Source organism: Luteimonas campi, assembly GCF_051162505.1.
Classification (GTDB): domain Bacteria; phylum Pseudomonadota; class Gammaproteobacteria; order Xanthomonadales; family Xanthomonadaceae; genus Luteimonas.
On sequence record NZ_JBNWEM010000003.1, the window covers coordinates 1 to 26,348 of the forward strand.

The following is a 26,348-nucleotide window of genomic DNA, read 5'->3' on the forward strand; positions in this document are numbered from 1 at the left end:
CAACCTCGGCCTGACCTGCGACCCGATCGGCGGCCTGGTGCAGATCCCCTGCATCGAGCGCAACGCGATGGGTTCGGTGAAGGCGATCAACGCCAGCCGCATGGCCCTGCGCGGCGACGGCCAGCACAAGGTGAGCCTGGACAAGGTGATCCGCACCATGCGCCAGACCGGCCGCGACATGCAGGACAAGTACAAGGAAACCAGCCGCGGCGGACTGGCAGTGAACGTCATCGAGTGCTGAGGCGTTTCGACCCATGGCCCACGCGTCGCTGGCGTGGGCGACGACTCCCTTCCCCCAGGATGCCCATGAGCCTTGATCCGTTCGACCACCGCCGACGCGTCGCCACGCTTGTCGCGTGCCTCACGCTGGCTGGCATGCCACTCGCGTACGCCGGGGACACTGCCGCGATCGAACATCTGCGCGAGGAGGTGCGGGTGCTGCGCGCCGAACAGGCCGAGCGCGAGCGTCGCCTGCAGCGCCTGGAGAGCGCTCTCGCAGCGCTGGCCGGAGATGCCGGGCCGCAGGGCGAAGGCGCGGCGCCGCCGACGGGGCCGGCGCGCCACTCGCTCGCTTCGGCCATGCCGGTGGCCACGCCGGAACCGTCCGCGCGGCTGAAGGTCACCGGCGACCTGCGCCTGCGGGGCCAGGCGGACTGGTCCGACGACGACGGCAAAAATCGCGGCAGCATGCAGCTGCGCGGCCGCCTGGGCGCGACCTATGCGGTCAGCGACCGCATCAGCATCGGCGCGCGTCTCGCCACCGGCGACAGCGACGACCCCAACAGCAGCGACGTGCAGCTGTCGAACTGGCTCGACGATCTCGAGGTCAGTCTCGATATGGCCTATGTGCAGTTCAACTTCGACCGGCTCACGCTGTATGGCGGCAAGATGCCGCAGCCGTTCGTGCGCACCGATCTGGTCTGGGATGGCGACGTCAATCCGCAGGGCCTGGGCGCCATCTGGCGCCAGCCGCAGGCCAATGGCGGAAGCCTGCGGGCGAATGCCCTGGCATTCGTCGTCGATGAATCCGCGGGCGGCCCCGACAGCACCATGCTGGGCGCCCAGCTCGGTTATGAGTCGCCACGGACGGGCGACTGGAAGTTCGATGTTCATGGCGCGTACTACCACTACGACCTGGGCAGCCTCGCCGGCGCCGACGGAGGCGACCTGCGGACCAACCTGCTGGACGTCGACGGCCGTTACCTGTCGGATTTCCGCCTGGCCAACCTGCTGATGGGAGTGGGTTACTCGGGCTGGAGCGAGCGCTGGCCGCTGCGGCTGGGAGTGGACTACGTGCGCAACCTGGGCGCGGCGACCGACGCCGATACCGCGTATGGCGCGGACCTGTCGATCGGCACGACGTCGGCGCCGGGCGACTGGAAATTCACCTACGGCTATGCGGTCGCGCAGGCGGACGCGGTGCTCGCGGCCTTCTCGCAGGACAATATCGGCATCGGCACCAACTACCGCATGCACGGGCTGACCGTCGACTACGTGCCTGTGCCCGGCACCCAGCTGAGCCTGTACTGGTACCACTACAAGCCCTACAGCGATCGCTATCCCGTCGGCCACGATCCGGACGACTGGCTCGATCGCCTGCGGCTGGCGTTTCTCGTGAGCTTCTGAGGCGTCGCGACTGGCGGCGCCCCGGTCCCTGCTGCATATCGACGTCGGCTTGCCGCCCCCGGTCGGTCGGGAAGAACCACGCCAGGAGCCCGGGCCGCGACGCCCGGACACCTCGTGCAGGCGGGACTGGTCTTCGTGACCGACCCGGCAGGAGCGGGCTGTCCGCATCCAGCGTCTGCCCCTGCGCTTGCCCCGACCGGGCTACGGGCCAACACACCGGCGCCAGCAGGCACCCCGGCGGGCTCGACTGCGTCGTTCAGAACCTCGTGGGGCAAACTGACGAAGTGGCTGCGCCTGACAATGTCGCACCAGGCCGCCTGCACAAGCAGCAAAAAACCCCACGGCGACGCGGGGTCAGGTCGATTCCGGAGATGGTGGCTATGGGTGGACTCGAACCACCGACCCCAGCATTATGAGTGCTGTGCTCTAACCGGCTGAGCTACATAGCCATCGTCGCCCGCGATGGCGGGGAGCCGCGTATTGTCCGGGCGCGGGGGCGCCGCGTCAACGTCGGGGCCGCGGGCTGTCACTTTGCTGGCAGTCATGGCAGAGTCGGGGGCAGTAGATCTTTGGAGTCCGCATCGTGATCGATCCGGACGGGTATCGCCCCAATGTCGGCATCGTGCTGATGAACCCGGATGGCCGCGTGTTCTGGGCCCGGCGGGTGCGGCGCGATGGCTGGCAGTTCCCGCAGGGCGGGATGAACAGCGACGAGACGCCCATCGAGGCGATGTATCGCGAGCTGCGCGAGGAGACCGGGCTGCTGCCCGACCACGTGGCCGTGCTCGGGGTCACGCCGGGATGGCTGCGCTATCGGCTGCCGCGCAATGCCATCCGCCGCAACGACCGCGTGGTCTGCATCGGCCAGAAGCAGGTGTGGTTCCTGCTCCAGTTCACCGGCAGCGAGAGCGACCTGCGGCTGGACCTGACCGCCAAGCCCGAATTCGACCACTGGCGCTGGGTGGACTTCTGGTACCCCGTGGAGCACGTGGTGATGTTCAAGCGCGGGGTTTACGCCAGCGCGCTGCGGCATCTGGCGCCCTTCGCCCGGCAGATCGCCGGCGCGGCCGCCATTCCCTCCGTGGGGCTGGAGCGACAGCAGGCGCACCGGGGCCGCCGCGCTCCGGGCCCCGCAGCAACCGGCCGGCCGCGAGCAGGGCCCCTGGCCTGAATACGAGTGCTGGCGGCATTGACAATCATTCTCATGTCTGGCGCAATGGCGGCCTGGTCCCGTGGGTCTGCGCCGTGTACGTCTGCATCTGCAATGGCATCACCGATACCGATATCCGTCGCGCCGCCGAGGCCGGATGCGGGTCGCTGTCGGAACTGACCATGCGTACCGGCGTCGGTGCCTGTTGCGGCTCGTGCGTGGACACCGCCACCGCCCTGCTCGAAGAGGCGCGGCCCGCGGCCACGGGCAATCTCGTCTCCCTGCCGCTGGTCGCGCGCGCCGCCTGAATCGAAGGGTTGCCTTCGCGGTCCTGGCGGTATCGCGGAAGCTTCCCCGGCCGGCCGGTGTCGTCCGGATGCGCCTCGCAGGACCCGCGTGTCACGCCGGCACTCGAGTCCCGCAGCCTTGCCCGAACGCGTGATCGAAATGCACACCATTCCCGTTCCGACAGGCGCCGCGCGCCGGCGCTAGAGTGCGTGTCTCCACGGCGCAGGGAGCACCCGCGATGAAAGGCGACCCACAGGTCATCCAGTACCTCAACAAGGCGCTCTACAACGAGCTGACCGCGATCAACCAGTACTTCCTGCACGCCAAGATGCTGAAGAACTGGGGCCTGCAGGAGCTGGCCAAGCACGAGTACGAGGAATCGATCGACGAGATGAAGCATGCGGACGTGCTGTCCGAGCGCATCCTGTTCCTCGAGGGCCTGCCCAACTTCCAGGCGCTGGGCAAGCTGAAGATCGGCGAGAACCCGATCGAGATCCTGCGCTGCGACCTGGCGCTGGAACTGGAAGGCATCCCGCTGCTGCGCGAAGCGATCGCCCACTGCGAAAGCGTCGGCGATTACGTCAGCCGCAAGCTGTTCGCCGACATCCTCGAGAACGAGGAAGAACACGTGGACTGGCTGGAGACCCAGCTCGACCTGGTCGAGCGCGTCGGCCCGCAGAACTACCTGCAGAGCAAGCTCGAGGACTGAGTGCGCGCCGGTCGCCGGCGCGCGTCTCAGGCCTGTTGGGTGGTGCGTCGCGCCAGCAGCTGCTGGCGCGCGCGGGCGAATTCGTTGGCGATCAGCGCCACCGCGACCGCCGGTCGCTCCAGCGAACGCTCGCGCGCGGCCAGTTCCACCCGCTTGGCCGCTGCCGACAGCGACATCGCGCCCAGGTTTGCGCTGGACGACTTGAGCGAATGCGCCGCCTCGCGCAGCGCGTCGTAGTCGGGACCGCTCGCGGCCTGCTCCAGGGTCCGGACCAGCCGCGGGGTATCTTCCAGGAAGACATCGACCAGGCGTTCGACCTCCTCGCCCAGCATCGCCTGCAGGTCCTCCAGGATCGTCGGGTCCAGGACCGGGGCGAGGACACGCTGCGGTGCCGGCGGCGCGACTGCGGCAGGCGTCTGCGGGGCCAGACCGGTCGGGGTTGCGGCCGACGCTGGCGCAATGGACGCCGCGCCTGACGCCGGCGCATCCCACTGCGAGTGCTCCGCGGTGGCCGGTGCGAACGCGGGTTGCGGCTGCGGTGCGCCGACGGTGCGTGCCGCGGCGATGGCCGCCGCAGCGGCCGGAGCTTCGATCGCAGACGACTCGGCGTCCGACGCCGCTGGCGCATCGCCCGCCGATGCCGCGAGCCACGCCGGGTCGGCATCGGGCCCTGCCGGAGCGGACTCAGGCACCGGATCGCTGGTCGGCAGGCCGAGCAGCTGCGCGTCCAGGACCGTGGCCACGGGTTCCTCGGGACCATCCGTTCCGTGCAGGCCGCTGAAGTCCGACGGCACCGAGATCTGCTCGGGATCCCACCAGCGGTGCAGGCAGCGTTCGAGTTCGCTGCGGGTGACCGGCTTGGGCAGGTAGTCGTCCATGCCGGCGTCCAGGCACTTCTGGCGATCGCCGGCCATGGCATTGGCGGTCATGGCGACGATCGGCAGGTGCCGTCCGTCGCCGGCGGCCTCTTCGTTCTCGCGCCAGCGGCGGGTGGCGGTATAGCCGTCCATGACCGGCATCTGGCAGTCCATCAGCACGATGTCGTAGCGCGAGGCGGACATGCGCAGCAGCGCGGCCTCGCCGTTGCTCGCCGTATCGCAGGTGATGCCCAGTACGCCGAGCAGGCGCTGGCCGACCATCAGGTTGACCGGGTTGTCCTCGACCAGCAGCACCCGGGGCTTGCGCAGCGCGAGGCGGTCGGGCGCGGGCGGCGTCGCCGCGGCGGCAGGTGCCGACGTGGCGGCGGTGTCGGCGGGCGGCGCTGTCGTGCCGGAGTCGGCGGGTCCGTCGAACAGCGCGGCGCGCAGGCTGGCGTCGGGGCTCTGGCGGCTGAGCAGGGTGATGCTGCGCTGCAGTTCGTCCGGCACCGGATCGTCGCCGTATAAGCACACCAGCCGCAGTTCGCCGTAGACGCTCTGCCGGCCGAGGTTGCGGTGCAGCGCCAGGGCGGTGTTGCGCATGCCGGCCAGGTCGGCCAGGACGATGGAATAGGCCCAGGGCGGACCCTGGTTGGCGGCGTTGCGCAGCCGGTCCAGCGCCTCCTGGGTGGTCTCGACCGAGGTCACGCGCAGGCCCCAGTTGGGCAGCAGCATGCTCAGGCGCAGGCGCAGGCGCGGGTCGGCGCTGAGCAGCAGCAGCCGGCCTCCCTGGGGATTGGTGTCTTCGGCTTGCATGTCGCCCTGCACCTTGAGCAGCGGGATCTCGAACCAGAACGTGGCGCCCAGGCCCGGTTCGGACTCCACGCCGATGCGCCCGCCCATCAGGTCGACGATGCGCTTGGAGATCGCCAGCCCAAGGCCGGTTCCGCCATACAGGCGCGTGGTGGAGGCGTCGGCCTGGCTGAAGGCCTGGAACAGGCGGCCCTGCGCCGCCTGCGAGACGCCCACGCCGGTGTCGCGGACCTCGAAGCGCAGCTGATGCTGCGAGGTGGTCTCGCCCAGTCGCCTCAGCGCCAGGGTCACCGAGCCGCGCTCGGTGAACTTGACCGCGTTGCTGACCAGGTTGCCCAGCACCTGGCGCAGCCGCACCGGATCGCCGCGCACCGGCAGGCGCACGCCCGGGTCGATCTGCATGTGCATGCGCAGGCCCTTGCTCTGGGCCGGGCGCTCCATCAGCTGCAGCACGCTCTCGACCACTTCGCGCAGGTTGAAGGTGGTGGTTTCCAGCTCGAGCTTGTCCGCCTCGAGCTTGGAGTAGTCGAGGATGTCGTCGACGATGCGCAGCATCTGCTGCGAGGACAGATAGGCGGTGCGCACCAGTTCGGCGTGGTCGGCCGCCAGCCGCGCGTGCATCAGCAGGTCGAGCATAGGCACGATGCCGTTGAGCGGGGTGCGGATCTCGTGGCTCATCGTGGCGAGGAACTCGCCCTTGGCCATCACCGCCGACTCAGCCGCCTGCTTGGCCAGGCGCAGTTCCTGCTCGAGCTGCGCATGGTGTTCGAGTTCGCGATGCAGTTCGGCCAGCACCGCCTCGTCGCGCTCGGCGCGCTCGCGCGCTTCCCGCAGTTCGCCGTCGCGCGTGCGCAGGTTGTAGAACACCGCGATCGAGGCGAACATCGCCAGCAGCGCCAGCACCAGGGCGAAGCCCTGCCACGGCCCCTCCATGCCGAGCACGTGCAGCACCAGGCTCAGCGCCGCGCCTCCGGCCGCGCCGAGGGTGAACCATCGCAGCATGACGCTTGAGGGACGGGCGTTGCTGATCAGCGCCATACCCTGTCTCCCTCAGAGCACGGAGGTGTGGAAATCGAACTGCAGGTCGCCGGCCGGACGCTGCACCAGGTTGCCCTGGATGTAATCCACGCCGGTCATCCACAAGGTGGCCGCCGACTGCGCGTCCTCGACCTGCTGGCCGATCACCTGCAGCCCCATGCGATGGGCAAAGTCGATCGCGCTGCGCATCTCGTCGCGGACGCTGGTCTCGTCGAGATTGCGCGAGTAGCGCGGGTCAAGGCGCACATAGCCCAGCGGCAGCTGGCCGAGCAGGGCATTGGCCTCGGGTCCGTGGCGGTACTGGCTCAGGCACAGCTGCACCCCGGCCACCACCATGTCGGCGCAGAATTCCTGCAGCGACAGCGCGTGCACCAGCGCATCGTCCTGGCGCACGTCGATCACCAGCGACGCGCCGTCCACCCCGGCCTCGGCCAGCGACTGCACCAGCCATTGCGCGTGTCCGTCGTGCGCGAGCGTGGACGGAGCCTGGGTGACGAACAGGCGCAGCGGGCGCCGCTCCTCCTGCTGGCGGCGCAGCGCGCCGATCGCGATTTCGGCCATGCGCCGGTCCACCTGCAGGGTGGAGCCGATGCGGTTGGCCGCCTGCAGCACGCGCCCAGCCGGGTACAGCTCGCCGCCGGCGCCGCGCAGGCGCAGCAGCACCTGGTACTGCGCCTCGTCGCCGCCAGCCACGGCCACGATCGGCTGGAAGGCGGCCAGCAGGCTGCCCGAGGCCAGCGCTTCGCGCAGCGACTGTTCGATTGCGGACAGCTCGCGGTCGTCGGCCGATACCGGCCGCGCCCAGGCGGCGACGCCGTGCGGATGGCCGCGTGCGGCGCGGAGCGCCTCCTCGGCGGCGGACAGGGCCGCACCGGCGTCCTCGAACCCCAGCGCCAGCTCCGCGTAACCGACGACCGCGCGCAGGCGCACGCGTTCCTCGCCGATGTTGAAGGGATGCTCGCCCAGGCCGTCGCGCAACTGGCGCGCGAGCGGCGGCAGTGCGGCGCCCTCGACGCCGGTCGCGAACACCAGGAAGGTGTTGTCGTTCAGGCGCGAAGCCGCATGGCCGCCGGACACTTCGCCCAGGCGGCGTCCGGCTTCGGTCAGCAGGGCTTCCAGGGCGGCGTAACCATAGCGATCGCGCAGCGCCGCGGTGCCGGCGATCTCCACGAACACGGCCGCGCCCGAACGCGCACCCGGAACGCCAGCCGCCAGCATCTGCAGCATCTGCGGGCGGCTGAGCAGCCCGGTCGCAGGATGGCGGGTGCCGCCACCGCTGGCCGCCCGCAGCATGCGCGCCCGCAGGATGCGGCTCTGTACCGCCGACACCAGGTGTCGCGGGCGAACCGGCTTGCGCAGGAAATCGTCCGCGCCTACGTCCAGCACCTCGAAGCGGCGCTCGGGATCCTCGTCGCCGGTGAGAAACACCACTGGCGTCAACGCGAAGTCCGGATGGCTGCGGATCAGCCCGGTCAGCTCCACGCCATCCAGTCCCGGCATGTGCAGGTCCATCAACACCAGGTCGGGACGCAGTTCCCGCATCGCGTCCATCACCTCGCTGGTGACGGACACGACGCGCGCCTCCATCCCGGCGCCGTTGAGCACGCTTTCTGCGAACAGGGCCTGGCTTGGATCGTCCTCGACCACCAGCACGCGGTATGCCGCCGCCTCGCGCCGGCTGTCGGCAGGCGGTTGCACGGGCGCGGGCGTGAGGTCGCCGCTGGCCACCGCGTCGGCGCGCGGCATCACCGCCGGTGCGGCATCGGCGCACCAGCGGCGCCAGAACCCGGCGGGCGGAACTTCCGCGCGTTGGCGATTGTTGGCGTCAGACACTGCGGGAACCTTGCCGCAAAGGCCCGGCAGGGGCAACCGCGCGCAGCGCCGCGGCGCGCGTGCGCGACGGCGGCCAAAGCAGCGACGGGCCGTCTGGCGCAGCCACGTAGTCCATTGCAGATCCCCCTGTTGCCGGCATTATCGCGACTCCGCAGGGCGGCGACTATGGCACGGCGTCCGTGCACGGGTGCGCAGGCCGCGTGCCGACGCGGCGCCCGGTCGCCAAACCGTGACCGCAGGCTCAGGCGGGTGCAGGTCGCGGCGCGCGCCTGAACAGCCTGCGCCAGACCCACCACAGCAGCAGCGCCAGCGCGATGCCCAGGCCCACCACGACCGCCAGCACCAGCCACGGGTAGGACCAGGCCAGCGTCAGTGCGCCGACCACCGCCACGTCCTCGGTGACCGACGCGGTCCAGTTGCTCACCGGTTCGGGCGAGGTGTTGAGCAGGGCGCGCGATCCGGCCTTGAGCGCATGGCTGGTGAGGGCCACCCCGGCGCCGGCGGCGAGCATGCCGGCGCCGAGTTCTCCATCGGGCGACAGCGCCGCGGCGGCGAGAAATGCGCCCGCCGGGACCCGGGCGAGCGTCTGCAGCAGGTCCCAGGCCGAATCGACCCCCGGGATCTTGTCAGCCAGGAACTCGGTGCAGGCCAGCACCCCCGACACCCCCAGCACCCAGGGCGACGTCGTGGCCTCCAGCGCCGGGGGCAGGTCGAGCCAGCCGAACATGCCGGCCAGACCGACGCCGAACACCGTGAGGTAGGCGCGGATTCCGGCCAGCCAGGCCAGCAGCACGCCGACGGCGAACAGATGGGCTTCGGTCATGGGCGACTCCTCGCGACAAAGCCGGCGACCGGCTGAACGTGGCCGCACGCGCGGCGCCTGTCCGCCCGAGTATAGGCCCGGGCGCCTTGACGCAGCTGCGGCCGCGTCGCTATACCGGTCCGGATGAGTGACGACGCTCCCCGCCCGCCGGCCGACGGCGCAACCCCGGCTCCGGCGGTACCCGCGCACATCCAGGGCGCGTCCTACGCGGTGCTCGCCGTCTTCGTCGCGGCGATCGCGTTCGGCCTGTGGGGCATCTGGCAGGTGCTGATGGGGCCGGGTCCGCGTCCGGGCAGTGGACAGGCCCAGATCGAGGCGCTGGCCCAGCAGGTCGCAACGCTCACCCGATCCGACCAGATCAGCCGCGAGGCAAATCGCGACCTGCAGGGCACGCTGGCCGAGCGCGACGAGGAGATCGCCGCGCTGCGCGCCGACGTCGCCTTCTACGAGCGCTTCGTCGGCTCCACCGCCCAGCGCCGCGGGCTGACCGTGCATGAACTCGTCCTCACCCCGCGCAGCGACCAGGCCTGGCACTACACCGTCACCCTGACCCAGAACCTGAACCGGGGCGCGGTGAGCAGCGGCCGCCTCAGCCTGTCGTTGGAGGGCACCCGCGACGGACGGCTGGAACAGCTGGACTGGGACGCCCTGCGCCAGGATCCGGAGGCCACGGGCGTGGAGTACTCGTTCAAGTACTTCCAGCAGGTGGAGGGCGAGATCGTGCTGCCGCCCGGCTTCGCGCCGCTGCGCATCCGCGTGCGCCTGGCGCCCGCCTCGGGCGCGCCCATCGAGCAGACCCTGCCCTGGGACGAGGTGGCCCGCGCCGCGGCGCGCTGAACGCTGCGTGCGGGATGCGCGCTTGAAGTCGACGCCGCGCCGCCCCATCCTGACCGGATGGAACAGGCAGCCCCCGACTATCTCTCCCTGCAACGCCCGCTCGACTTCACCCCGGCTGCCGCCGGCAAGGTGCGCGAGCTGATCGCCGAGGAGGGCAATCCCGCACTCAAGCTGCGCGTCTATATCCAGGGCGGCGGCTGTTCGGGCTTCCAGTACGGTTTCGAGTTCGACGAGCAGCAGGCCGAGGACGACCTGGCCGTGGTCACCGAAGGCGTCACCCTCGTGGTCGACCCGCTCAGCCTGCAGTACCTGATGGGCGCGGTGGTGGACTACACCGAGAGCCTGCACGGCGCCCAGTTCACGATCCGCAATCCGAACGCGAAATCGACCTGCGGCTGCGGGTCCTCGTTCACCGTCTGAGCCATGGAGGGGGCGCCGTCGCCGTTTGCCTTCGTCGACGGCGGCCTGGACCGCGCCGAGCACCTGCGCAACGATCCGGAACGCCTGGCCGCCCTGTGGCCGCAGGCGCGGCTGCTGCTGCTCGACAGCGATGGCTGCGCGCTGGGCGGTGCCGACGGGCCCCGGCCGCTTGCCGGCGGGCAGCGCCCGCAGTTGCGCGATGATGCCGTGCTGCTGGGCATGGCCGGCGACCAGGCCTGGTTCGCCTGTACCGATCCGGGCGAGCAGGGCACGCGCATCGACCTGCGCACGGCCGCGGCCGGGTGGCCGACCGTCGAGGCGACCGCCTTCGCGCAGGCACGCGCGGTGCTGCACTGGCGCGCGCGGCACCGCTACTGCGGCGCCTGCGGCGGCGCGCTGCGCTACGGCCGCGCCGGATGGCTGGGGCATTGCGAGCGCTGTCGCCTGGAGCACTACCCGCGCACCGATCCGGCGGTGATCGTGGCGGTCAGCGATGGCGAGCGCCTGCTGCTGGGCCGGCAGGCGAACTGGCCGGCGCGGCGCTACTCCACCCTGGCCGGCTTCGTCGAACCGGGCGAAACCCTGGAGCAGACCGTGGTGCGCGAGGTGTTCGAGGAGTCGGCCGTGCGCGTGCGCCGCTGCCGCTACCTGGCCTCGCAGCCCTGGCCGTTCCCGTCCTCGCTGATGCTCGGCTTCCATGCCGAGGCCGAGCCCGACGTGCCGGTCCCGGCCGACGACGAACTCGAGGATGCCCGCTGGTTCAGCCGCGACGAGGTGGGGGCGGCCCTGCGCGGCGAGACGCGCGAGGCGGGGCTGCTGCTGTCGCCCCGGCTGTCGATCTCGCGCTGGCTGATCGCGTCCTGGTACGACGGGCTGTGACGGCCGGTGGAGGAGTCGCGGTGCGCCACGGACTGTGGCCACGCCGTCGGTGCGTCTGACGGCCTGACCGGTTGATCGCAGCGCGGCGTGTCGCGCAGGCGCCCGACATGGCGCTCCGTGCCCGGCACGGTTGCGGATCGCCCGCGCCCGCGTGAGTCCACCATGGATGCGCGTGCGCATCGTGCGCGAAGCAAGCCCGGTCTCCTGCATTGCGGCCAACCGGCATTCGCGACCCGGCCCCGGCCCGCCTAGAATCGCGCCATGTTCGCCACCCTACTTGCGGTCGTCGTTGCGCTGGCGCTCGGCCATCTGCTGCAGGATGCCGCCGCGCGGCGCCAGGATTGGCTGCGGACCTGGCTGCAGTGGCTGGAGCACCGCCTGGGCGGCGCGCGCCCGTGGCGGGGACCGTTCGGCATCGTGCTGGCACTGCTGCCGCTGCTCGTCGTGACCGGCCTGCTGCAACTGCTTCTGGCCGGTCACGGCTTCGGCTTGCCCTCGTTGCTGCTGGGCATTGCCGTGCTGTTCCTCGCCTGGGGTCCGCGCAACCTCGACCGCGATGTGGAAGCGGTGCTGGATGCGCCCACCGGCGACGCGCGTCGCGACGCGGCTGCCTGGCTTTGGCCGCCATTGCATCGCGCGCAGGTGCGGACCGATGCGCACGCCCTGGTCGGCGCGGTGTTCGCCAGCGGGCTGCGGCGCTGGTTCGCGGTGCTGCTGTGGTTCCTGGTGCTCGGGCCTGCCGGCGCATTGGGCTATCGACTGGTCGCGATCGCGGCCGAGGACGACATCGCCGCCCGCCTGCCGCCACGGATGGTGGAGGGTGCGCAGGCGCTGCTGGCCATCCTCGACTGGCCGGTGGCCCAGCTGATGACCCTGTCGCTGGCGCTGGTGGGCAACTTCGAGGACGTCGCCTATGCCTGGAAGCAAGCCGGGGGCGCGTCGTGGCGCCTGGACGGCGACTTCCTGGCCGCCGCAGGCCGCGCCAGCGTGCGCGGCGGGGTGGCCGACGAGGCCGAGGACTACGCCGGCGCCGGCGTGGCCAGCGGCAGCGCCCTGGTCCGCGAACTGGGGCCGATGCCGGAGCTGCGCGAGGCGATGGGCCTGGTCTGGCGCGCGCTGGTGCTGTGGCTGGCGCTGCTGGCCCTGTTCGTCATCGCTGGCTGGGTGAGCTGAGCGCCTGCAGCGCGCCCACGCCGTCGCGACGGCAGCCCCGCCGCGGACACAGGCCCTCGCTGCATGCGGCGGCGCCTGCGTCTAGGCGGAGGCGCCGCGCAAGCTGCGTACCCTGGCTTCGAGGTCTCCGGCCGTCACTGCGGGATCCAGCACCGGCGCTTGCGCCGCGACAGCCACGTGCGCGCGGAAGCGGCGCGGCACGCGCATGCGGCCCAGCCTGGAATCGCGCCGGCTCCACATGCTGCTCCACATGCCGCGCAGCGCCATCGGCACCACCGGCACGACCTGTCCGCGCGCTGCGGCGCGTTCCAGGATCTTCTCCACGCCCGACTTGAACGCCGCGATCTCGCCGTCCTTCGTCAGCGCACCCTCGGGGAAGATGCTCACCAGTTCGCCCTCCGCCAGGGCCGCGTCGATCGCATCGAACGCGCGCTGCATCAATTCCGGGTTCTCGCGCGCGCCGGCGATCGGGATCGCGCGCGCCGTGCGGAAGATCCAGCGCATCACCGGGATGTTGAAGATCTTCCAGTACATGACGAAGCGCACCGGGCGCGGTATCGTCGCCGACAGGATCAGCGCATCCATGTAGCTGACGTGGTTGCACACGATCAGCGCCGGGCCCTCGTCGGGCACGTGCTTCTCGATGCCGTGCAGCTCCAGCCGGTACAGCGTGCGCACCATCAGCCAGCTGACAAAGCGCATCGCGAACTCGGGCACGATGCTGAAGATCCACAGGGCGACCAGCGCATTGGCGATCGCCAGCGCCAGGAACAGCTGCGGCCCGCTCCAGCCCAGCCAACCCTGCAGGACCAGGCCGGCCACCGCGGCGAGCACGATGAAGCCGGAGTTCTGGATGTTGAGCGCGGCGAACACCCGCGCCATCCGCGAAACCGGCGTGCGGCTCTGGATCAGCGCGAACAGCGGCACCACGAAGATGCCGGTCGAAAGCCCGATGCCGAGCAGGTCGATCACGATGCGCACGCTGCCCGGCTGCTGCAGGAACTGAGCTACGTCCAGGCCGCCGGCCGGCGCCAGCCCGGGGCGCGCGAAGTAGAGGTCGAGCAGGAACGCGCTCATGCCCAGTGCGCCCATCGGCACCAGGCCGATCTCCACCGTGCGCCCGGACAGCTTCTCGCACAGCAGCGATCCCGCCCCGGTGCCGATCGAGAACAGCGCCAGCACGAACACGTACAGCGTGGCCGATTCGGCCGCGCCGCCGAGGTGGCGCTCGGCATAGGTGGGCAACTGCGAGGTGAGCAGCGTGCCGAAGAACCAGAACCAGGACACGCCGAGGATGGCGTTGCGCACCGCCAGCTGCTGCTTGGCCATGCGCAGCACCGCGATCGATTCGGGGATCGGGTTCCAGCGGATCTTCAGCTCCGGCGCGCCCGCGTCCATGCGCGGGATCATGCGCGCCAGCACGTTGCCCAGGACGGCCAGCAGCACGATGGTGATCGCCGCCGCCTGCGGCCCGTGCGCCCCGGCCACCTGGAAGATCAGCCCGCCGGCGATCATCCCGCACAGGATCGAGATCGAGGTGCCCATCTCGACCAGGCCATTGCCGCCGGTCAGTTCCTCCGGCTTCAGGATCGACGGCAGCACCGAATACTTCACCGGTCCGAACAGCGTGGACTGCACGCCGGTGCAGAACAGCGCCACCAGCAGCAGCGGCATCGCCTGCAGCAGGAAGCCCACCGCGGCCAGCGACATGATCGCGATCTCCATCGCGGTGGTGATCACGATCAGGCGCTGCTTCTCCAGCTTCTCCGCGATCTGGCCGGCGATGGCCGAGAACAGGAAGTAGGGCAGGATGAAGATCGCCGGCGCGACGATGGCATACATCCCGCGCTGCTCGGTGCTGGCGCCGAGGAAGATCAGCAGCCCGATGATCGCCTGCCGGTAGACGTTGTCGTTGAACGCGCCCAGCGCCTGCACCGAGAAGTAGGGCAGGAAGCGGCGCTGGCGCAGCAGGTCGAACTGGCTGTGGCGGTCGCGGATCTGGTGTTCTGGGTCTGGCGCCATGCGGCCTCCCGGGGCTGGCGGCGAGTGTAGCGGCAGGCAGTGCAGACGGATGTCCCGGTGCCGCCATGTGCCGGGCCGGTCGCCCTGGGCGGACGCTCCGTTCCGGAACGCACCACGCCGCGTGAACGCCTCGTTGCTAGAGTGCCGGCAGTCCCGAGCGCTGGAGTTCCCATGTCGCCGCCGTTGACGCCCGCCGCCTTCCTTGGCCACGGCAGCCCGATGAACGCACTCGAGCGCAACCGCTACACCGAGGCCTGGCGGGCGTTCGGTGCCTCGGTGCCGCGCCCGCGCGCGATCCTGGCGGTCTCGGCGCACTGGTACGTGCCGATGCTGGCGGTCACCGCGATGCCGCGGCCGCGCACCATCCACGACTTCTTCGGGTTTCCGCAACCGCTGTTCGACGTGCAGTATCCGGCGCCGGGCCTGCCCGGGCTGGTCGAAGAGGTGGCCGATCTCGCCCATCCCGACCGGGTGGGCGCGGATGCCGACAGCTGGGGCCTGGACCACGGCACCTGGTCGGTGCTGGTGCACGCCTTCCCCGATGCCGACATCCCGGTGGTGCAGCTGTCGCTCGATACGCGCAAGCCGCTGGACTGGCACCTGGCGCTGGGCGCGAAGCTGGCCAGGCTGCGCGAGAGCGGCATCCTGGTGGTGGCCAGCGGCAACGTGGTGCACAACCTGCGCGCGATCGACTGGACGCAGGACGACGCCGGTTTCGACTGGGCGCATCGCTTCGACGAGCGCGCACGGCAGCTGATGAGCGAGGCGCCGCACGAGGTCCCGTCGCTGGCCGCGCATCCGGACTACCGCATGGCGGTGCCGATCACCGATCATTTCCTGCCGCTGCTCTACCTCGCCGGCCTCGCCGCGGCGGCGCAGCGGCCCACCGCGACGCTGGTTGAGGGCTATGCCTACGGCTCGCTGTCGATGACGGCCTACTCGCTGGATGCGCAGTGCCCGCCCCCGTCGGCGAACGGCGAGGGCGCCGCCCCGATCGCCACCGAGCTGCCGCCCGAAGACGCCAACGTCTGAGCCCAAGTCGCCGGCCCGCCGCCCCGACGGCTGCGGACCGGTCTTGCGAGGCGGATGCGTGGGTTCCCGCGGGAACGACGACCTCCGGCCGGTTCCATATCTAGCCTTTCCTGGAGCAACCCGCTGCAATGAGCCTGCTGTTCTCGCCGATCGACCTCGGCCCACTGCACCTGCCCAACCGGATCGTGGTCGCGCCGATGTGCCAGTACTCGGCCGACGAAGGCCGCGCCAGCGACTGGCACGTCCAGCACTGGGCGAACCTGGCGCTGTCGGGCGCGGGCCTGGTGATGGTGGAGGCGACCGCGGTGGAGCCACGCGGGCGCATCAGCTGGGCCGACCTCGGGCTCTGGGACGAGGCCACCGAACAGGCCTTTGCCGCCGCGCTGGCAACCGTGCGGCGCTGGTCGCCGGCGCGCATCGGCTTGCAGTTGGCGCACGCAGGGCGCAAGGCCTCGACCCATCGTCCCTGGGAACACGGCGGCGCCGCGATCGCGCCAGCGCAGCCGCGCGGCTGGCAGACGCTGGCGCCCTCGGCGCTGCCCTATGCCGACGGCGGTCCGCAGCCCGAAGCCCTGGATGCGGCCGGCATCGACGCCATCGTGCAGCGCTTCGTCGACAGCGCCCGGCGTGCCGCGCGCCTGGGCCTGGGCCTGGTGGAGCTCCATGCTGCGCACGGCTATCTGCTGCACCAGTTCCTCTCGCCCTTGTCCAACCAGCGCAGCGACGAATATGGCGGCAGCCTCGAGAACCGCATGCGGCTGGTGCTGCGCGTGTTCGACGCGGTCGCGGCCGAGCTGCCTGCGTCGATCGCGCTGGGGATCCGCATCTCGGCCACAGACTGGGTGAACGGCGGCTGGGATCTGGAGCAGAGCCTCGTCCTGGCGCGCGCGCTGGATGCGCGCGGCTGCCACTTCATCGATGTGTCCAGCGGCGGCCTGCATCCGGCGCAGAAGATCGCGCTGGGGCCGGGCTACCAGGTGCCGTTCGCGGAGGCGATCCGGCGCGAGGTGGAGATGCCGGTGATCGCGGTCGGGCTGATCACGCAGCCGCAGCAGGCCGAGGCGATCCTGGCCGAAGGCAAGGCCGATGCGGTGGCGCTGGCGCGCGGCATGCTCTACGACCCGCGCTGGCCGTGGCACGCGGCAGCGGCGCTGGGCGCGCAGGCCGTCGCGCCGCCGCAGTACCTGCGCAGCGCGCCGCATGGGTTGGGTCGGACGCTGGTGATGGGCGAGGGGACTGCGGAGTAAGCGCGCCGGAGTACTCGCGGCTGGCGGCGCGTCCTTTTTCGATCCAGCAAGGCCGTCATTCCCGCGGAGGCGGGGATCCAGAGGGCCGGTCGCGCGCTCCTATGGCGCCCAGCCGGCTAGCTCCGCGCATGCGGGCATCCGGGGAAACGAGCACGCAGCTGCGCGCGCAGATCGAGTCATCCCGGCGGATACGGAGATCCAGGACGGCTGCGAAGGCCATCATCCCCGCTTTCGCGAGGATGACGATGGTTCTGCCGGCGCCGACAGCGATGCCGGCGCTCGTGCAGCGGAGCACGCGCGGCAACGCGTTGAATCCGGTCAACGCGGTCGCGTGTAAGCGCGACCGCGGTCAGGCGTGGCGCTGTGACGCGCGGCCGGACCCGGGCAGCCGCTCAGCCTTCGCCGCGCTCGCGCGCGATCGCACGCCAGCCGATGTCGCTGCGATGGAATTCGTTCGCCCACGCGATCGCGTCGACGCCGGCGTAGGCGTTGCGTTGCGCATCGCCCACCGAATCGCCCAGCGCCGCCACGCACAGCACGCGGCCGCCGGCGCTGAGCACGCGGCCCTGCGCGTCGAGCGCGGTGCCGGCGTGGAACACCTTGGCCTGCACGGGCACCGCATCCAGCCCGTCGATGACATCGCCGGTGACCGGCGTGTCCGGATAGGGCCGGGCGGCCATCACCACGCCCAGCGAGGGTCGCGGATCCCAGATCGCCTCGGCCTCGTCCAGCCGACCGTCGAGCGCAGCCTCGACCAGGTCCACGAGATCGGACTGCAGGCGCAGCATCACCGGCTGGGTCTCCGGATCGCCGAAGCGGACGTTGAACTCGATCACCTTCGGCGCGCCGCTGGCGTCGATCATCAGGCCGGCGTAGAGGAAGCCGGTGAACGGCGCGCCGTCGGCAGCCATGCCGGCCACGGTGGGCTCGACGATCTCCCGCATCACCCGCGCATGCACTTCGGGCGTGACCACCGGCGCCGGCGAATACGCGCCCATGCCGCCGGTGTTGGGGCCGGTGTCGCCATCGCCCACCCGCTTGTGGTCCTGGCTGGTGGCCATCGGCAGCGCCGTACGACCATCGACCATGGAGATGAAGCTCGCTTCCTCGCCGTCGAGGAATTCCTCGATCACCACCCGTGCCCCGGCATCGCCGAAGGCGTTGCCCGAGAGCATGTCGCGCACGGCGGCCTCGGCTTCGTCCAGCGTCATTGCCACGATCACGCCCTTGCCCGCGGCCAGGCCGTCGGCCTTGACCACGATCGGCGCGCCCTTCTCGCGGACGTAGGCCAGCGCCGGTTCGATCTCGGTATGGACCGCGTAGAACGCTGTGGGAATGCCGTGCCGGGCGAGGAAGTCCTTGGCGAAGGCCTTGCTGCCCTCCAGCTGCGCGGCGGCGGCCGTCGGCCCGAAGATGCGCAGGCCGGCTTCGCGGAAGCGGTCGACCACGCCGGCCACCAGCGGCACCTCGGGCCCGACCACGGTCAGCGCCACGTCTTCATCGATGGCCAGCTGCAGCAGGCCGTCGAGGTCGCCGACCTTGGCCGCGGCGTTGCGGCAGCGCGGTTCGTGCGCGGTGCCGGCGTTGCCCGGCGCGACGATCACTTCCGACACGCGCGGCGACTGTGCCAGCTTCCACGCCAGGGCGTGCTCGCGACCGCCGGAACCGATGACCATGATTTTCATTCAGGACTCCAAGGGTGGAATGGGGCTCGGGCCGGCCGCATCGCCGGTCAGCGTACGCGTCTGCATCGACACCTGCTTGCTGCCGTCGGCGACGTACTGGCGCCCGGCTTCGGAGAAGCCCAGCCGCTGGTGGAAGGCCCGGGACGCGGGATTGGGCGGCTTGATGTTGTACTCGCAGGCCACCAGGTCCAGGCCCTGCTGCCGCGCCAGCGCGAACAGCTCCTCGTACAGCCGGCGGGCGATGCCGCGGCCGCCGTGGCCGGGGTCGACCACGATGCGATCGATGTAGGCGAAGTTGCGCCAGCGTGCCGCGAACCAGGCGAAATTCTCGCCGTCGTAGGCCGCGCCGTCGCGCATGGCGAGCAGGAAGGCCACGACCTCGCCGTCCGCCACCGCGACGCGGTGGTGCCAGGCGAGCGCATGCAGCTGTTCCAGTCGCGACAGCTCCAGCGCGCTGGTGTGCTGCTGCTCGCGCCGGTTGAGCGCGAGGATCCGCTGCAGATCCGCGTGTCCGGCGTCGCGCAGCTGGATCGCGGAATCCACGGTCAGTGGCGGAAGTGGCGCACGCCGGTGAACACCATGGCGATGCCGTGCTCGTCGGCCGCGGCGATCACCTCGGCGTCGCGCATCGAGCCGCCGGGCTGGATCACCGCCTTGATGCCGGCTTCGGCCGCGGCATCGATGCCGTCGCGGAACGGGAAGAAGGCATCGGAGGCCATCACCGAGCCGGGCACCGTGAGGCCGGCATCGACCGCCTTGATCCCGGCGATGCGCGCCGAGTACACGCGGCTCATCTGGCCGGCGCCGACGCCGATGGTGCGGTAATCCTTCGCGTAGACGATGGCGTTGGACTTCACGAACTTGGCCACCTTCCAGGCGAACAGCAGGTCGGCGAACTGGGAATCGGTGGGCGCGAGCCTGGTCACCACCTTCAGCTCGTCCCGCGTCACCACGCGGTCGTCGGCAGTCTGCAGCAGCAGCCCGGAGCCCACGCGCTTGGTGTCGATGAACCCCGGCGAAGCCGGCGCCATCGGAATGCGCAGCACGCGCACGTTGGCCTTCTTCCTCGCATATTCGAGCGCGCCGTCCTCGTAGTCGGGCGCCAGCAGCACTTCCACGAACTGTCGGTCGAGGATGACCTTGGCCGTGGCGGCATCGAGGCTGCGATTGAAGGCGATGATGCCGCCGAATGCGCTGGTGGGATCGGTGGCGTAGGCCTGTTCGTAGGCCTCGCCGCAGGCCGCGCCCACGGCCACGCCGCAGGGGTTGGCATGCTTGACGATCACGCAGGCCGGCGCGTCGAACTGGCGCACGCATTCCCAGGCCGCGTCGCTGTCGGCGATGTTGTTGTAGCTCAGCTCCTTGCCCTGCAGCTGCTCGAACGTGGCCAGCGAGCCGGGGGCAGGGTGAAGGTCGCGGTAGAACGCCGCCTGCTGGTGCGGGTTCTCGCCGTAGCGCAGGTCCATCACCTTGACGAAGCTGCCGTTGGCCTGCGCGGAGAATGGCGCGCGCTCCGGCACGTCGGACGCGTTGTCGACGATGGACGAGAGGTAGTTGCTGATCGCCGCGTCGTACTGGGCCACGCGGTTGAACGCGGCCACCGACAGCGCGAAACGGGTGGCCGCCGGGAGCGCGCCGTCGTTGCGCGCCAGTTCCTCGAGCAGGCCGGCGTACTGGTCGGGCGAAGTGGCCACCGCCACGCGCGCGAAGTTCTTCGCCGCCGAACGCAGCATCGCCGGGCCGCCGATGTCGATGTTCTCCACCGCGTCGGCCAGCGTGCAGTCGGCCTTCGCGGTGACCGATTCGAACGGATACAGGTTGAGCACCAGCAGGTCGATCGGCGCGATGCCGTGCTCGGCCATCACCGCATCGTCGGTGCCGGCGCGTCCGAGCAGGCCGCCATGGACCACGGGGTGCAGCGTCTTGACCCGGCCATCCATCATTTCCGGAAAACCGGTGGCCTCGCTGACGTCCTTCACCGGCAAGCCTGCGTCGCGGATCGCTTTCGCGGTACCGCCGGTGGACAGCAGTTCCACGCCGCGCGCGGACAGCGCGGAGGCGAGTTCGATCAGCCCGGTCTTGTCGGACACGGACAGCAATGCCCGGCGCAGGGGCAGGAGGTCGTGGGTCATCGGGGGGCGCAGTGCGGCAAAGAGGCGGAATTATAGCCAGCCGTGCGCCACGCGGCCGATCAGCCGATCCCGTACTCGCGCAGTTTCTTGCGCAACGTTGCGCGATGGATGCCGAGCATGGTGGCGGCACGGCTCTGGTTGCCGTCGCAGTGTTCGAGGACCTCGAGGAACAGCGGGATCTCCAGTTCGCGCAGCGCGATCTGGTAGAGGTTGTCGGCGTCGCTGCCGTTGAGATCGCCCAGGTAGCGTCGCACCGAATTGGCGACGTGTTCGCGCAGCGGCGCACGCGGCGCGCTGCGGATGGCGGGGTCGGTGTGTTCTGCGGTGTTCAATCGAGCGCTCGGTGCGACCTGGCGACGCGGCGCACGGGAGCGGCGGTCATCGCGGGGTGATCGAGTCTAGCGCCTCGCGGTCGCAGTCGACAATGCGAACGTCCGCAACGATGGTCTAACGCAGCTCCCAGGCGAAAGACACCGTGTGCGCGGCGGGCTCATGGATGTCCAGCGCGATGTCCACCGACTGTCCCGCCGCGACCAGTGGACTGTCCGGCGCGCCACCGAGGTACTCGTCGGGGCCGAATGCGCGCGCCGCCACTGCTTGGCCGTCGACATCCGACAGCGTGAGCAGCAGCTGCGGCCAGGCCTGCGGCCAGCGCGCATCGTTGCGGAACGAGGCGCTTGCGCGCAGGGCGCCGGCACGCTGCGGATGCGGGCGCACGTCGCGGCGGAGCAGGCTGAAGGCTTCGGGTTCGTGCCAGGGCGGCAGGCTGCAGCCCAGCACGGCGCAGGCGCCGACCACCAGTGGACGCCACTGCGGGTCCGCAGCCAGGCGGTTGCGGTCGGCCAGCAGGATCTGCAGGGCGAGCAGGACCAGCAGGCCGGCGACCGCGGCCGGCTGCCGCCAGGCTTGCGTCCCGGCGGACGCGCGCCGACGGCGACCGCCGATGAAGTCCGGCGAGGGTGCCGCTTCCGCGCTGCCGGCAGGCGTGCCCGCGGGTGGTGGCGGAATCTCCGTGGGGGGCGGGGTCAGGGTGCCGGACGGTGCGGTCGCAGGTACTGGAGAGGGGGACGACGCGATGGCGTCCGGCGTGGCGGGTGCCGGCGGGTGGGATGCGGATGTTGCCGGCCCGGTCGCGCCCGTGCCGGGCGCATCGGGCGCAGGCGCGGCGACGGGCGTGTCCGCCGACAAGCCTGGGGCAGTCGTTTCCAGCGCGCCGCGGTCGGTGCCGGCAGCGCCGCCCGACGCCCGCAGGCGGAGCGGCGGGACCCGCGGCGAGACGACTTCCACGCCTGGCGCCGCCGGGGTCGCCAGCCCGGGTTCGGCAGGCCGGACGGACTCCGCGGTCGTCGGAGCCGGGGCCAGTGTCGCTGGGGCGATCGGTGCCGGTGCCGCAACCGGCGCCGGAGCGGCCGGCATCCGCAGGTGACCGGCGTCCCCGGCCTGCCCGCCTTCGGGCGGCGCGGTCGCGTGCATGCCGACCTCTACGGGCGGTGGCGCGACCGCGGGCGGAGCCTCCGCTGCCGCGCCTGCCGGCCGGCGCAGCGGCCCGGCGCAGCGCGGGCAGCGCTCCGGCGGCAGGTCCGTGGCGGGGTCGGTCGCCACCAGCGCGTGGCAGTGCCGGCAGTTGATGAACATGCCGCTATTCAACCACGCAGGCGTGGTCCGCGGCGGGCGTCACCGGCGGATGCCGTCGATGCGGATCCAGTCCCCTTCCCGGGCCACGGCCAGCGCGTCGAACCAGGCATCGAAGCGCGCAAGCAGCGCGTCCTGCTGGCCATCCAGAATGCCCGACAGGGCGATGCGCCCGCCCGGTGCGGTACGCGCTGCGAGTTCGGGCGCGAGCGCGTCGAGTGCGGACGCCAGGATGTTGGCCACCACCACCGGATACGCCGTCTGCGGCGCGTCGGCCGGCTCGTACACCGCCAGCGCGTGGTCGACCTGGTTGCGCAGCGCATTGTCGCGGCTGGCGAGCAGGGCCTGCGGATCGTTGTCGACGCCCACTGCGCGTGCCGCGCCGAGCTTGAGCGCAGCCAGCGCGAGGATGCCGCTGCCGCAGCCGAAGTCGAGCACGGTTTGTCCGTCCAGCCGCCCCTGCGCCGCCAGTGCGTCGAGCCACTGCAGGCACAGCGAGGTGGTCGGATGGGTGCCCGAACCGAAGGCCAGGCCCGGGTCCAGCCGCACCACCGCGGCATCGTCGGCGCGGGCCTCGTCCGGGAGCTCGTGGTTCCAGGGCACGATGAAGGTGCGCGCGCCGAACCGCAGCGGCGCGTACTGGTCCATCCAGGCCCGCTCCCAGTCCTGGTCCTCCACCCGCCGGAAGCTCGCGCCGCTCCAGTCCAGGCCGGGGTCGAAGGCTTCCAGTGCCGCGAGCAGGAGCAGGGCGTCCGCATCTTGCGGGAACAGCGCGCTCAGCGAGATCTCGTCCCACAGCGGCGTCTCGCCCACGCCGGGTTCGAGGATGGCCTGTTCCTCCGGCGTTTCCGCGTCCGCATCGAGCATGGTGACGGCCAGCGCGCCGACGTCGTCCAGCGCGTGTTCGTAGCGGGGCTGCTCGGACTCGCGGCAGCGCAGGGTCAGTTCGAGGAAGGGCATGGCCACAGTGTAGCCGCGCGCCACCCTGCCATGGTTGCGACGGAAAGCAGCATCGCGCCGCGGGCCATCGAGTTTTGACCGGCAGCGCGGCACAATGGACGACCCCGACCCGAATGGAGATCGCCGTGGCCTTCACCCTTCCCCAGCTGCCGTACGCCTACGACGCGCTCGAGCCGCACATCGACGCGCAGACGATGGAAATCCATCACACCAAGCACCACCAGACCTATATCAACAACGCCAATGCGGCGCTGGAAGGCACCGAATGGGCCGACAAGTCGGCCGAAGAGATCATCGCCAATCTCGACGCGCTGCCCGAGGACAAGCGCGGCCCGCTGCGCAACAACGCCGGCGGCCATGCCAACCACTCGTTGTTCTGGACGGTGATGTCGCCCAAGGGCGGCGGCAACCCGGTGGGCGAAGTGGCCAAGCGCATCGACAGCGACCTCGGCGGCTTCGACGCGTTCAAGGACGCTTTCACCAAGGCTGCGCTGACCCGCTTCGGCTCCGGCTGGGCCTGGCTGAGCGTGGACAAGTCCGGCAAGCTCGCGGTCGAGAGCAGCGCCAACCAGGACAATCCGCTCATGAAGGGTGTCGGCTCGGGCAACACCCCGGTGCTGGGCCTGGACGTGTGGGAACACGCCTACTACCTGAAGTACCAGAACCGCCGCCCGGACTACATCGGCGCGTTCTACAACGTCATCGACTGGAACGAGGTCGAGCGCCGTTACCAGGAAGCGGTCAAGGGCTGAGGCCTGCGGTCGCTGGACCGAATGGACGGGCCGCGCGAGCGGCCCGTTCCGTTTGTGGGGTGGACCATGAGACGGTCGCTTCGGCGGGCGATGCGACGCTGCGATCGACCGAGGTCGACCTGCTCCGTGGCTGCGCGCGACGGCGCCTGCTGCTGCACCCGCCTGAGGCCGCGCTGCGCCTGGGCCTGCCGCTAGCGTGCGGGAGCCCGCGTCCCTGTAGTGGATGGGCCTGCCGCGCGGCGCGCGAGCGCGATCCGCTGCATCACCGGACAGTCCGGGCGGTGCGCGCCGGGCAGGTAGCCCAGGCTCATCAGAAACTCGCCGGTGATCTCGCCGCCGGTGAAGCGGAAGGTCCGCTTGAACAGCTTCACCCATGCCGTCTTCTCGCGCGGTGCGCCGTCGGCCTCGTGGGCATGCGCATCGAGCCAGGCGGCGAAGCCGCCATGCGAATCGCGCAGGCCCTGCACCACCCTGGCGTTGTGGATCGCTGCGTCGATCTTGAGCCGGTTGCGGATGATGGCCGGATCGGCGAGCAGGCGCTGGCGGTCGGCCTCGTCGTAGCCGGCCACGGCGTCGACGTCGAAGCCGTGATAGGCGCGGCGGAAGCCTTCGCGCTTCTTCAGGATCGTTTCCCAGCTCAGTCCGGCCTGGTTGATCTCCAGCAGCAGGCGTTCGAACAGCCCGGATTCATCGCGCTGCGGAAAGCCGTATTCGCTGTCGTGGTAGGGGCCGTGGAGCGGGTGGCCGGGGGCGATGTCGCAGTAGCGGGACATGGCGACAGCATAGCCGGCCATGGCACCGGGGGTTGTGCCGGGGTTGCCCGGCTGCGCGCGGCCGCGCGACCATGGGGCCCTCCCCCCAGGAAGGGCCCCATGGATATCGCCGACCGCCGCATCGCCACCGTCCATTTCAGTCTGCACGACGAGCACGGCCAGCCGATCACCAGCACGCGCGAGCACGATCCGCTGGTGTACATGCACGGCACCGGCAGCATCATGCCCGGCCTGGAGCAGGCGCTGGCCGGCCGCTCGTCCGGCGATGCGTTCAACGTGACCATTCCGCCGGAGGCCGGCTTCGGGCCGCGCCACGAGGCGCTGGTCCAGACGCTGCCGCTGGCCCGCCTGCAGGCGACCGGCGAGGTGCGGGTAGGCACCAAGCTGCAGGCGCAGACGGCCAAGGGCCCGCTGGAGGTGGTGGTGGTCGCGATCGACGGCGACAGCGTCACCGTCGACGGCAACCATCCGCTGGCAGGGCGCACCGTCGAAGCGCGGGTCGAGGTGCTCGACGTGCGCCTGGCCACTCCGCACGAACAGCAGTTCGGCATGGGCTGAACGGCACGCCGGCGCTCCTGCCGCCGGGCCCGGCGCGCGCTCGCGCGAGGGCATCCTCACGGCGATCGGCCTAGAATGCAGGCATGTCCTCCTCGACCGTCACGTTCGCCAACCAGGTGCTGATCGCGCTGCCGGCGCTCGCCGATCCGCACTTCGCGCGCAGCGTCACCCTGGTCTGCCAGCACGACGCGGAAGGGGCGATGGGCGTGGTGGTCAATCGCGCCTCCGACTACACCCTGGGCGAGGTGCTGCGGCAGATGGGGATCGAGACCGATGATCCCGCGCTGCTGGAGCAGCGCGTGCTCGCGGGCGGGCCGGTCCACCCGGAGCGCGGGTTCGTGCTGCACGACGGCAGTCGAGGCTGGGAGTCCACGCTGCCGGTGGCCGACGGCCTGGCGGTGACCACCTCGCGCGACATCCTCGAGGCGATCGCCAGGGGCGAAGGCCCCGAGCACGCCGTGATCGCGCTGGGCTGCGCCGGCTGGGGGGCGGGCCAGCTCGAGCAGGAACTGGCGGAGAACAGCTGGCTGACCGCGCCCGCGCAGGCGGCGATCCTGTTCACCCTGCCGCTGGAGCAGCGCTGGCAGGCCGCCGCCGGACAGATCGGCGTGGACATGATGCGCATGGCAGGACACGTGGGGCACGCATGAGCGGTGCGATCCGCGCCGACGGCACGGTGCTCGGCTTCGACGTGGGCGCGCGCCGGATCGGCGTGGCGATCGGCAGCGCGTTCGGCCATGGCGCGCGCGCGCTGGCGGTGATCGACGTGCACGGGGGCCAGATCGACTGGGCGGCGGTGGACCGCGTGCAGAAGGAGTGGCGACCCGACGGCCTGGTGGTGGGCGACCCCATGACCCTCGACGGAGGCGACCAGCCGATCCGCGAGCGTGCCCGCGCCTTCGCCGTCGAGCTCAAGGCGCGCTACGGGCTGCCGGTGGTGATGGTGGACGAGCGCGCCAGCTCGATCGAGGCCGCACAGCGCTTTGCCGTCGACCGCGCCGCAGGACGCCGCCGCCGGCGCGATGCGGTGGCGCTGGATGCGGTGGCTGCGGCGGTGATCGTCGAACGCTGGTTCGCCTCGCCCGGGGATGCGACCGAGGTGTAGCCCC

General features: G+C 71.1%; 26 protein-coding genes and 1 tRNA gene. 15 read left to right on the forward strand and 12 right to left on the reverse strand.

All coding sequences use genetic code 11. From position 1 onward, the window contains the following. Both ACQYVW_RS09810 and ACQYVW_RS09815 read left to right on the forward strand, forming a co-directional pair. A partial coding sequence (locus tag ACQYVW_RS09810) for an L-serine ammonia-lyase, iron-sulfur-dependent, subunit alpha (RefSeq protein ID WP_434946877.1) occupies positions 1 to 241 on the forward strand: 241 nt, incomplete at its 5' end. 134 nt (positions 242 to 375) lie between these two features. Beyond that, the gene (locus tag ACQYVW_RS09815) at positions 376 to 1,626 is read left to right on the forward strand and encodes a putative porin (protein WP_434946878.1); all 1,251 of its coding nucleotides are present in this window, start codon (positions 376 to 378) and stop codon (positions 1,624 to 1,626) included. A gap of 372 nt (positions 1,627 to 1,998) precedes the next feature. Here the strand turns inward: ACQYVW_RS09815 and ACQYVW_RS09820 are convergent. Beyond that, a tRNA-Met gene (locus ACQYVW_RS09820) sits at positions 1,999 to 2,075 on the reverse strand. Positions 2,076 to 2,209: 134 nt separating this feature from the next. On the opposite strand from ACQYVW_RS09820, the gene ACQYVW_RS09825 reads away from it, so the two are divergent. From ACQYVW_RS09825 to bfr, 3 genes are all read left to right on the forward strand, one after another. Next, complete coding sequence (locus ACQYVW_RS09825) at positions 2,210 to 2,797, forward strand: RNA pyrophosphohydrolase (protein ID WP_434934457.1); 588 nt, start codon at positions 2,210 to 2,212, stop codon at positions 2,795 to 2,797. Between the two features lie 74 nt (positions 2,798 to 2,871). Next, positions 2,872 to 3,084: a bacterioferritin-associated ferredoxin gene (locus ACQYVW_RS09830; RefSeq protein ID WP_434934458.1), complete on the forward strand. Its 213-nt coding sequence runs from the start codon at positions 2,872 to 2,874 to the stop codon at positions 3,082 to 3,084. 218 nt (positions 3,085 to 3,302) lie between these two features. Then, on the forward strand, positions 3,303 to 3,773 hold the full coding sequence (gene bfr, locus ACQYVW_RS09835; protein WP_434934460.1) for a bacterioferritin: 471 nt from the start codon (positions 3,303 to 3,305) through the stop codon (positions 3,771 to 3,773). Between the two features lie 26 nt (positions 3,774 to 3,799). Here bfr and ACQYVW_RS09840 read toward each other — a convergent pair whose 3' ends face one another. The 3 genes from ACQYVW_RS09840 to ACQYVW_RS09850 all read right to left on the reverse strand — a co-directional run bounded on the left by ACQYVW_RS09840 (position 3,800) and on the right by ACQYVW_RS09850 (position 9,137). Next, positions 3,800 to 6,445, reverse strand: coding sequence for a hybrid sensor histidine kinase/response regulator (locus ACQYVW_RS09840; protein ID WP_434946879.1), 2,646 nt, complete (start codon positions 6,443 to 6,445; stop codon positions 3,800 to 3,802). Positions 6,446 to 6,493: 48 nt separating this feature from the next. Beyond that, a complete protein-coding gene (locus ACQYVW_RS09845) occupies positions 6,494 to 8,314 on the reverse strand; it encodes an EAL domain-containing protein (protein ID WP_434946880.1) in 1,821 nt (606 codons plus the stop codon). Between the two features lie 241 nt (positions 8,315 to 8,555). Next, the gene (locus tag ACQYVW_RS09850; RefSeq protein WP_434934466.1) at positions 8,556 to 9,137 is read right to left on the reverse strand and encodes a DUF4126 domain-containing protein; all 582 of its coding nucleotides are present in this window, start codon (positions 9,135 to 9,137) and stop codon (positions 8,556 to 8,558) included. Between the two features lie 123 nt (positions 9,138 to 9,260). On the opposite strand from ACQYVW_RS09850, the gene ACQYVW_RS09855 reads away from it, so the two are divergent. The 4 genes from ACQYVW_RS09855 to ampE all read left to right on the forward strand — a co-directional run bounded on the left by ACQYVW_RS09855 (position 9,261) and on the right by ampE (position 12,446). Then, on the forward strand, positions 9,261 to 9,974 hold the full coding sequence (locus tag ACQYVW_RS09855) for a DUF6776 family protein (protein ID WP_434946881.1): 714 nt from the start codon (positions 9,261 to 9,263) through the stop codon (positions 9,972 to 9,974). A gap of 57 nt (positions 9,975 to 10,031) precedes the next feature. Then, entirely contained in the window at positions 10,032 to 10,394 is a 363-nt protein-coding gene (gene erpA / locus ACQYVW_RS09860) for an iron-sulfur cluster insertion protein ErpA (RefSeq protein WP_434946882.1), read from the forward strand. A gap of 3 nt (positions 10,395 to 10,397) precedes the next feature. After that, a complete protein-coding gene (gene nudC / locus ACQYVW_RS09865; protein WP_434946883.1) occupies positions 10,398 to 11,273 on the forward strand; it encodes an NAD(+) diphosphatase in 876 nt (291 codons plus the stop codon). A 261-nt stretch (positions 11,274 to 11,534) separates the two neighbouring features. Continuing rightward, a complete protein-coding gene (gene ampE, locus ACQYVW_RS09870; RefSeq protein ID WP_434946884.1) occupies positions 11,535 to 12,446 on the forward strand; it encodes a regulatory signaling modulator protein AmpE in 912 nt (303 codons plus the stop codon). Between the two features lie 81 nt (positions 12,447 to 12,527). Here ampE and ACQYVW_RS09875 read toward each other — a convergent pair whose 3' ends face one another. After that, on the reverse strand, positions 12,528 to 14,468 hold the full coding sequence (locus tag ACQYVW_RS09875; protein WP_434946885.1) for an MFS transporter: 1,941 nt from the start codon (positions 14,466 to 14,468) through the stop codon (positions 12,528 to 12,530). 171 nt (positions 14,469 to 14,639) lie between these two features. Here ACQYVW_RS09875 and ygiD point away from each other — a divergent pair, with 171 nt between their 5' ends. Both ygiD and ACQYVW_RS09885 read left to right on the forward strand, forming a co-directional pair. After that, the gene (gene ygiD / locus ACQYVW_RS09880; RefSeq protein ID WP_434946886.1) at positions 14,640 to 15,500 is read left to right on the forward strand and encodes a 4,5-DOPA-extradiol-dioxygenase; all 861 of its coding nucleotides are present in this window, start codon (positions 14,640 to 14,642) and stop codon (positions 15,498 to 15,500) included. 128 nt (positions 15,501 to 15,628) lie between these two features. Next, positions 15,629 to 16,747 (forward strand): NADH:flavin oxidoreductase/NADH oxidase, encoded by a 1,119-nt coding sequence (locus tag ACQYVW_RS09885; protein WP_434946887.1) that lies wholly within the window; start codon positions 15,629 to 15,631, stop codon positions 16,745 to 16,747. Between the two features lie 392 nt (positions 16,748 to 17,139). Here ACQYVW_RS09885 and purD read toward each other — a convergent pair whose 3' ends face one another. From purD to prmA, 6 genes are all read right to left on the reverse strand, one after another. Continuing rightward, positions 17,140 to 18,432, reverse strand: coding sequence for a phosphoribosylamine--glycine ligase (purD, locus tag ACQYVW_RS09890; RefSeq protein WP_434946888.1), 1,293 nt, complete (start codon positions 18,430 to 18,432; stop codon positions 17,140 to 17,142). Next, complete coding sequence (locus ACQYVW_RS09895) at positions 18,433 to 18,975, reverse strand: GNAT family N-acetyltransferase (RefSeq protein ID WP_434946889.1); 543 nt, start codon at positions 18,973 to 18,975, stop codon at positions 18,433 to 18,435. It abuts the gene before it with no gap. 2 nt (positions 18,976 to 18,977) lie between these two features. Further along, a complete protein-coding gene (gene purH / locus ACQYVW_RS09900) occupies positions 18,978 to 20,564 on the reverse strand; it encodes a bifunctional phosphoribosylaminoimidazolecarboxamide formyltransferase/IMP cyclohydrolase (protein ID WP_434946890.1) in 1,587 nt (528 codons plus the stop codon). A gap of 59 nt (positions 20,565 to 20,623) precedes the next feature. Next, complete coding sequence (gene fis / locus ACQYVW_RS09905; protein ID WP_434934483.1) at positions 20,624 to 20,896, reverse strand: DNA-binding transcriptional regulator Fis; 273 nt, start codon at positions 20,894 to 20,896, stop codon at positions 20,624 to 20,626. Between the two features lie 115 nt (positions 20,897 to 21,011). Beyond that, on the reverse strand, positions 21,012 to 21,752 hold the full coding sequence (locus ACQYVW_RS09910; RefSeq protein ID WP_434946891.1) for a DUF3426 domain-containing protein: 741 nt from the start codon (positions 21,750 to 21,752) through the stop codon (positions 21,012 to 21,014). A gap of 486 nt (positions 21,753 to 22,238) precedes the next feature. Beyond that, positions 22,239 to 23,156, reverse strand: a complete 918-nt coding sequence (gene prmA / locus ACQYVW_RS09915) for a 50S ribosomal protein L11 methyltransferase (RefSeq protein WP_434946892.1) — start codon at positions 23,154 to 23,156, stop codon at positions 22,239 to 22,241. Between the two features lie 125 nt (positions 23,157 to 23,281). On the opposite strand from prmA, the gene ACQYVW_RS09920 reads away from it, so the two are divergent. Beyond that, positions 23,282 to 23,908, forward strand: coding sequence for a superoxide dismutase (locus ACQYVW_RS09920; protein ID WP_434934371.1), 627 nt, complete (start codon positions 23,282 to 23,284; stop codon positions 23,906 to 23,908). 191 nt (positions 23,909 to 24,099) lie between these two features. Here the strand turns inward: ACQYVW_RS09920 and ACQYVW_RS09925 are convergent, their stop codons facing one another. Next, the gene (locus tag ACQYVW_RS09925; RefSeq protein ID WP_434946893.1) at positions 24,100 to 24,681 is read right to left on the reverse strand and encodes a DNA-3-methyladenine glycosylase I; all 582 of its coding nucleotides are present in this window, start codon (positions 24,679 to 24,681) and stop codon (positions 24,100 to 24,102) included. A gap of 99 nt (positions 24,682 to 24,780) precedes the next feature. Here ACQYVW_RS09925 and ACQYVW_RS09930 point away from each other — a divergent pair, with 99 nt between their 5' ends. The 3 genes from ACQYVW_RS09930 to ruvX all read left to right on the forward strand — a co-directional run bounded on the left by ACQYVW_RS09930 (position 24,781) and on the right by ruvX (position 26,344). Beyond that, positions 24,781 to 25,239: an FKBP-type peptidyl-prolyl cis-trans isomerase gene (locus ACQYVW_RS09930; RefSeq protein WP_434946894.1), complete on the forward strand. Its 459-nt coding sequence runs from the start codon at positions 24,781 to 24,783 to the stop codon at positions 25,237 to 25,239. Between the two features lie 83 nt (positions 25,240 to 25,322). Beyond that, the gene (locus ACQYVW_RS09935; protein WP_434946895.1) at positions 25,323 to 25,889 is read left to right on the forward strand and encodes a YqgE/AlgH family protein; all 567 of its coding nucleotides are present in this window, start codon (positions 25,323 to 25,325) and stop codon (positions 25,887 to 25,889) included. Next, entirely contained in the window at positions 25,886 to 26,344 is a 459-nt protein-coding gene (gene ruvX, locus ACQYVW_RS09940; RefSeq protein WP_434934367.1) for a Holliday junction resolvase RuvX, read from the forward strand. The genes ACQYVW_RS09935 and ruvX overlap by 4 nt, the downstream gene beginning before the upstream one ends. Positions 26,345 to 26,348: the final 4 nt, after the last annotated feature.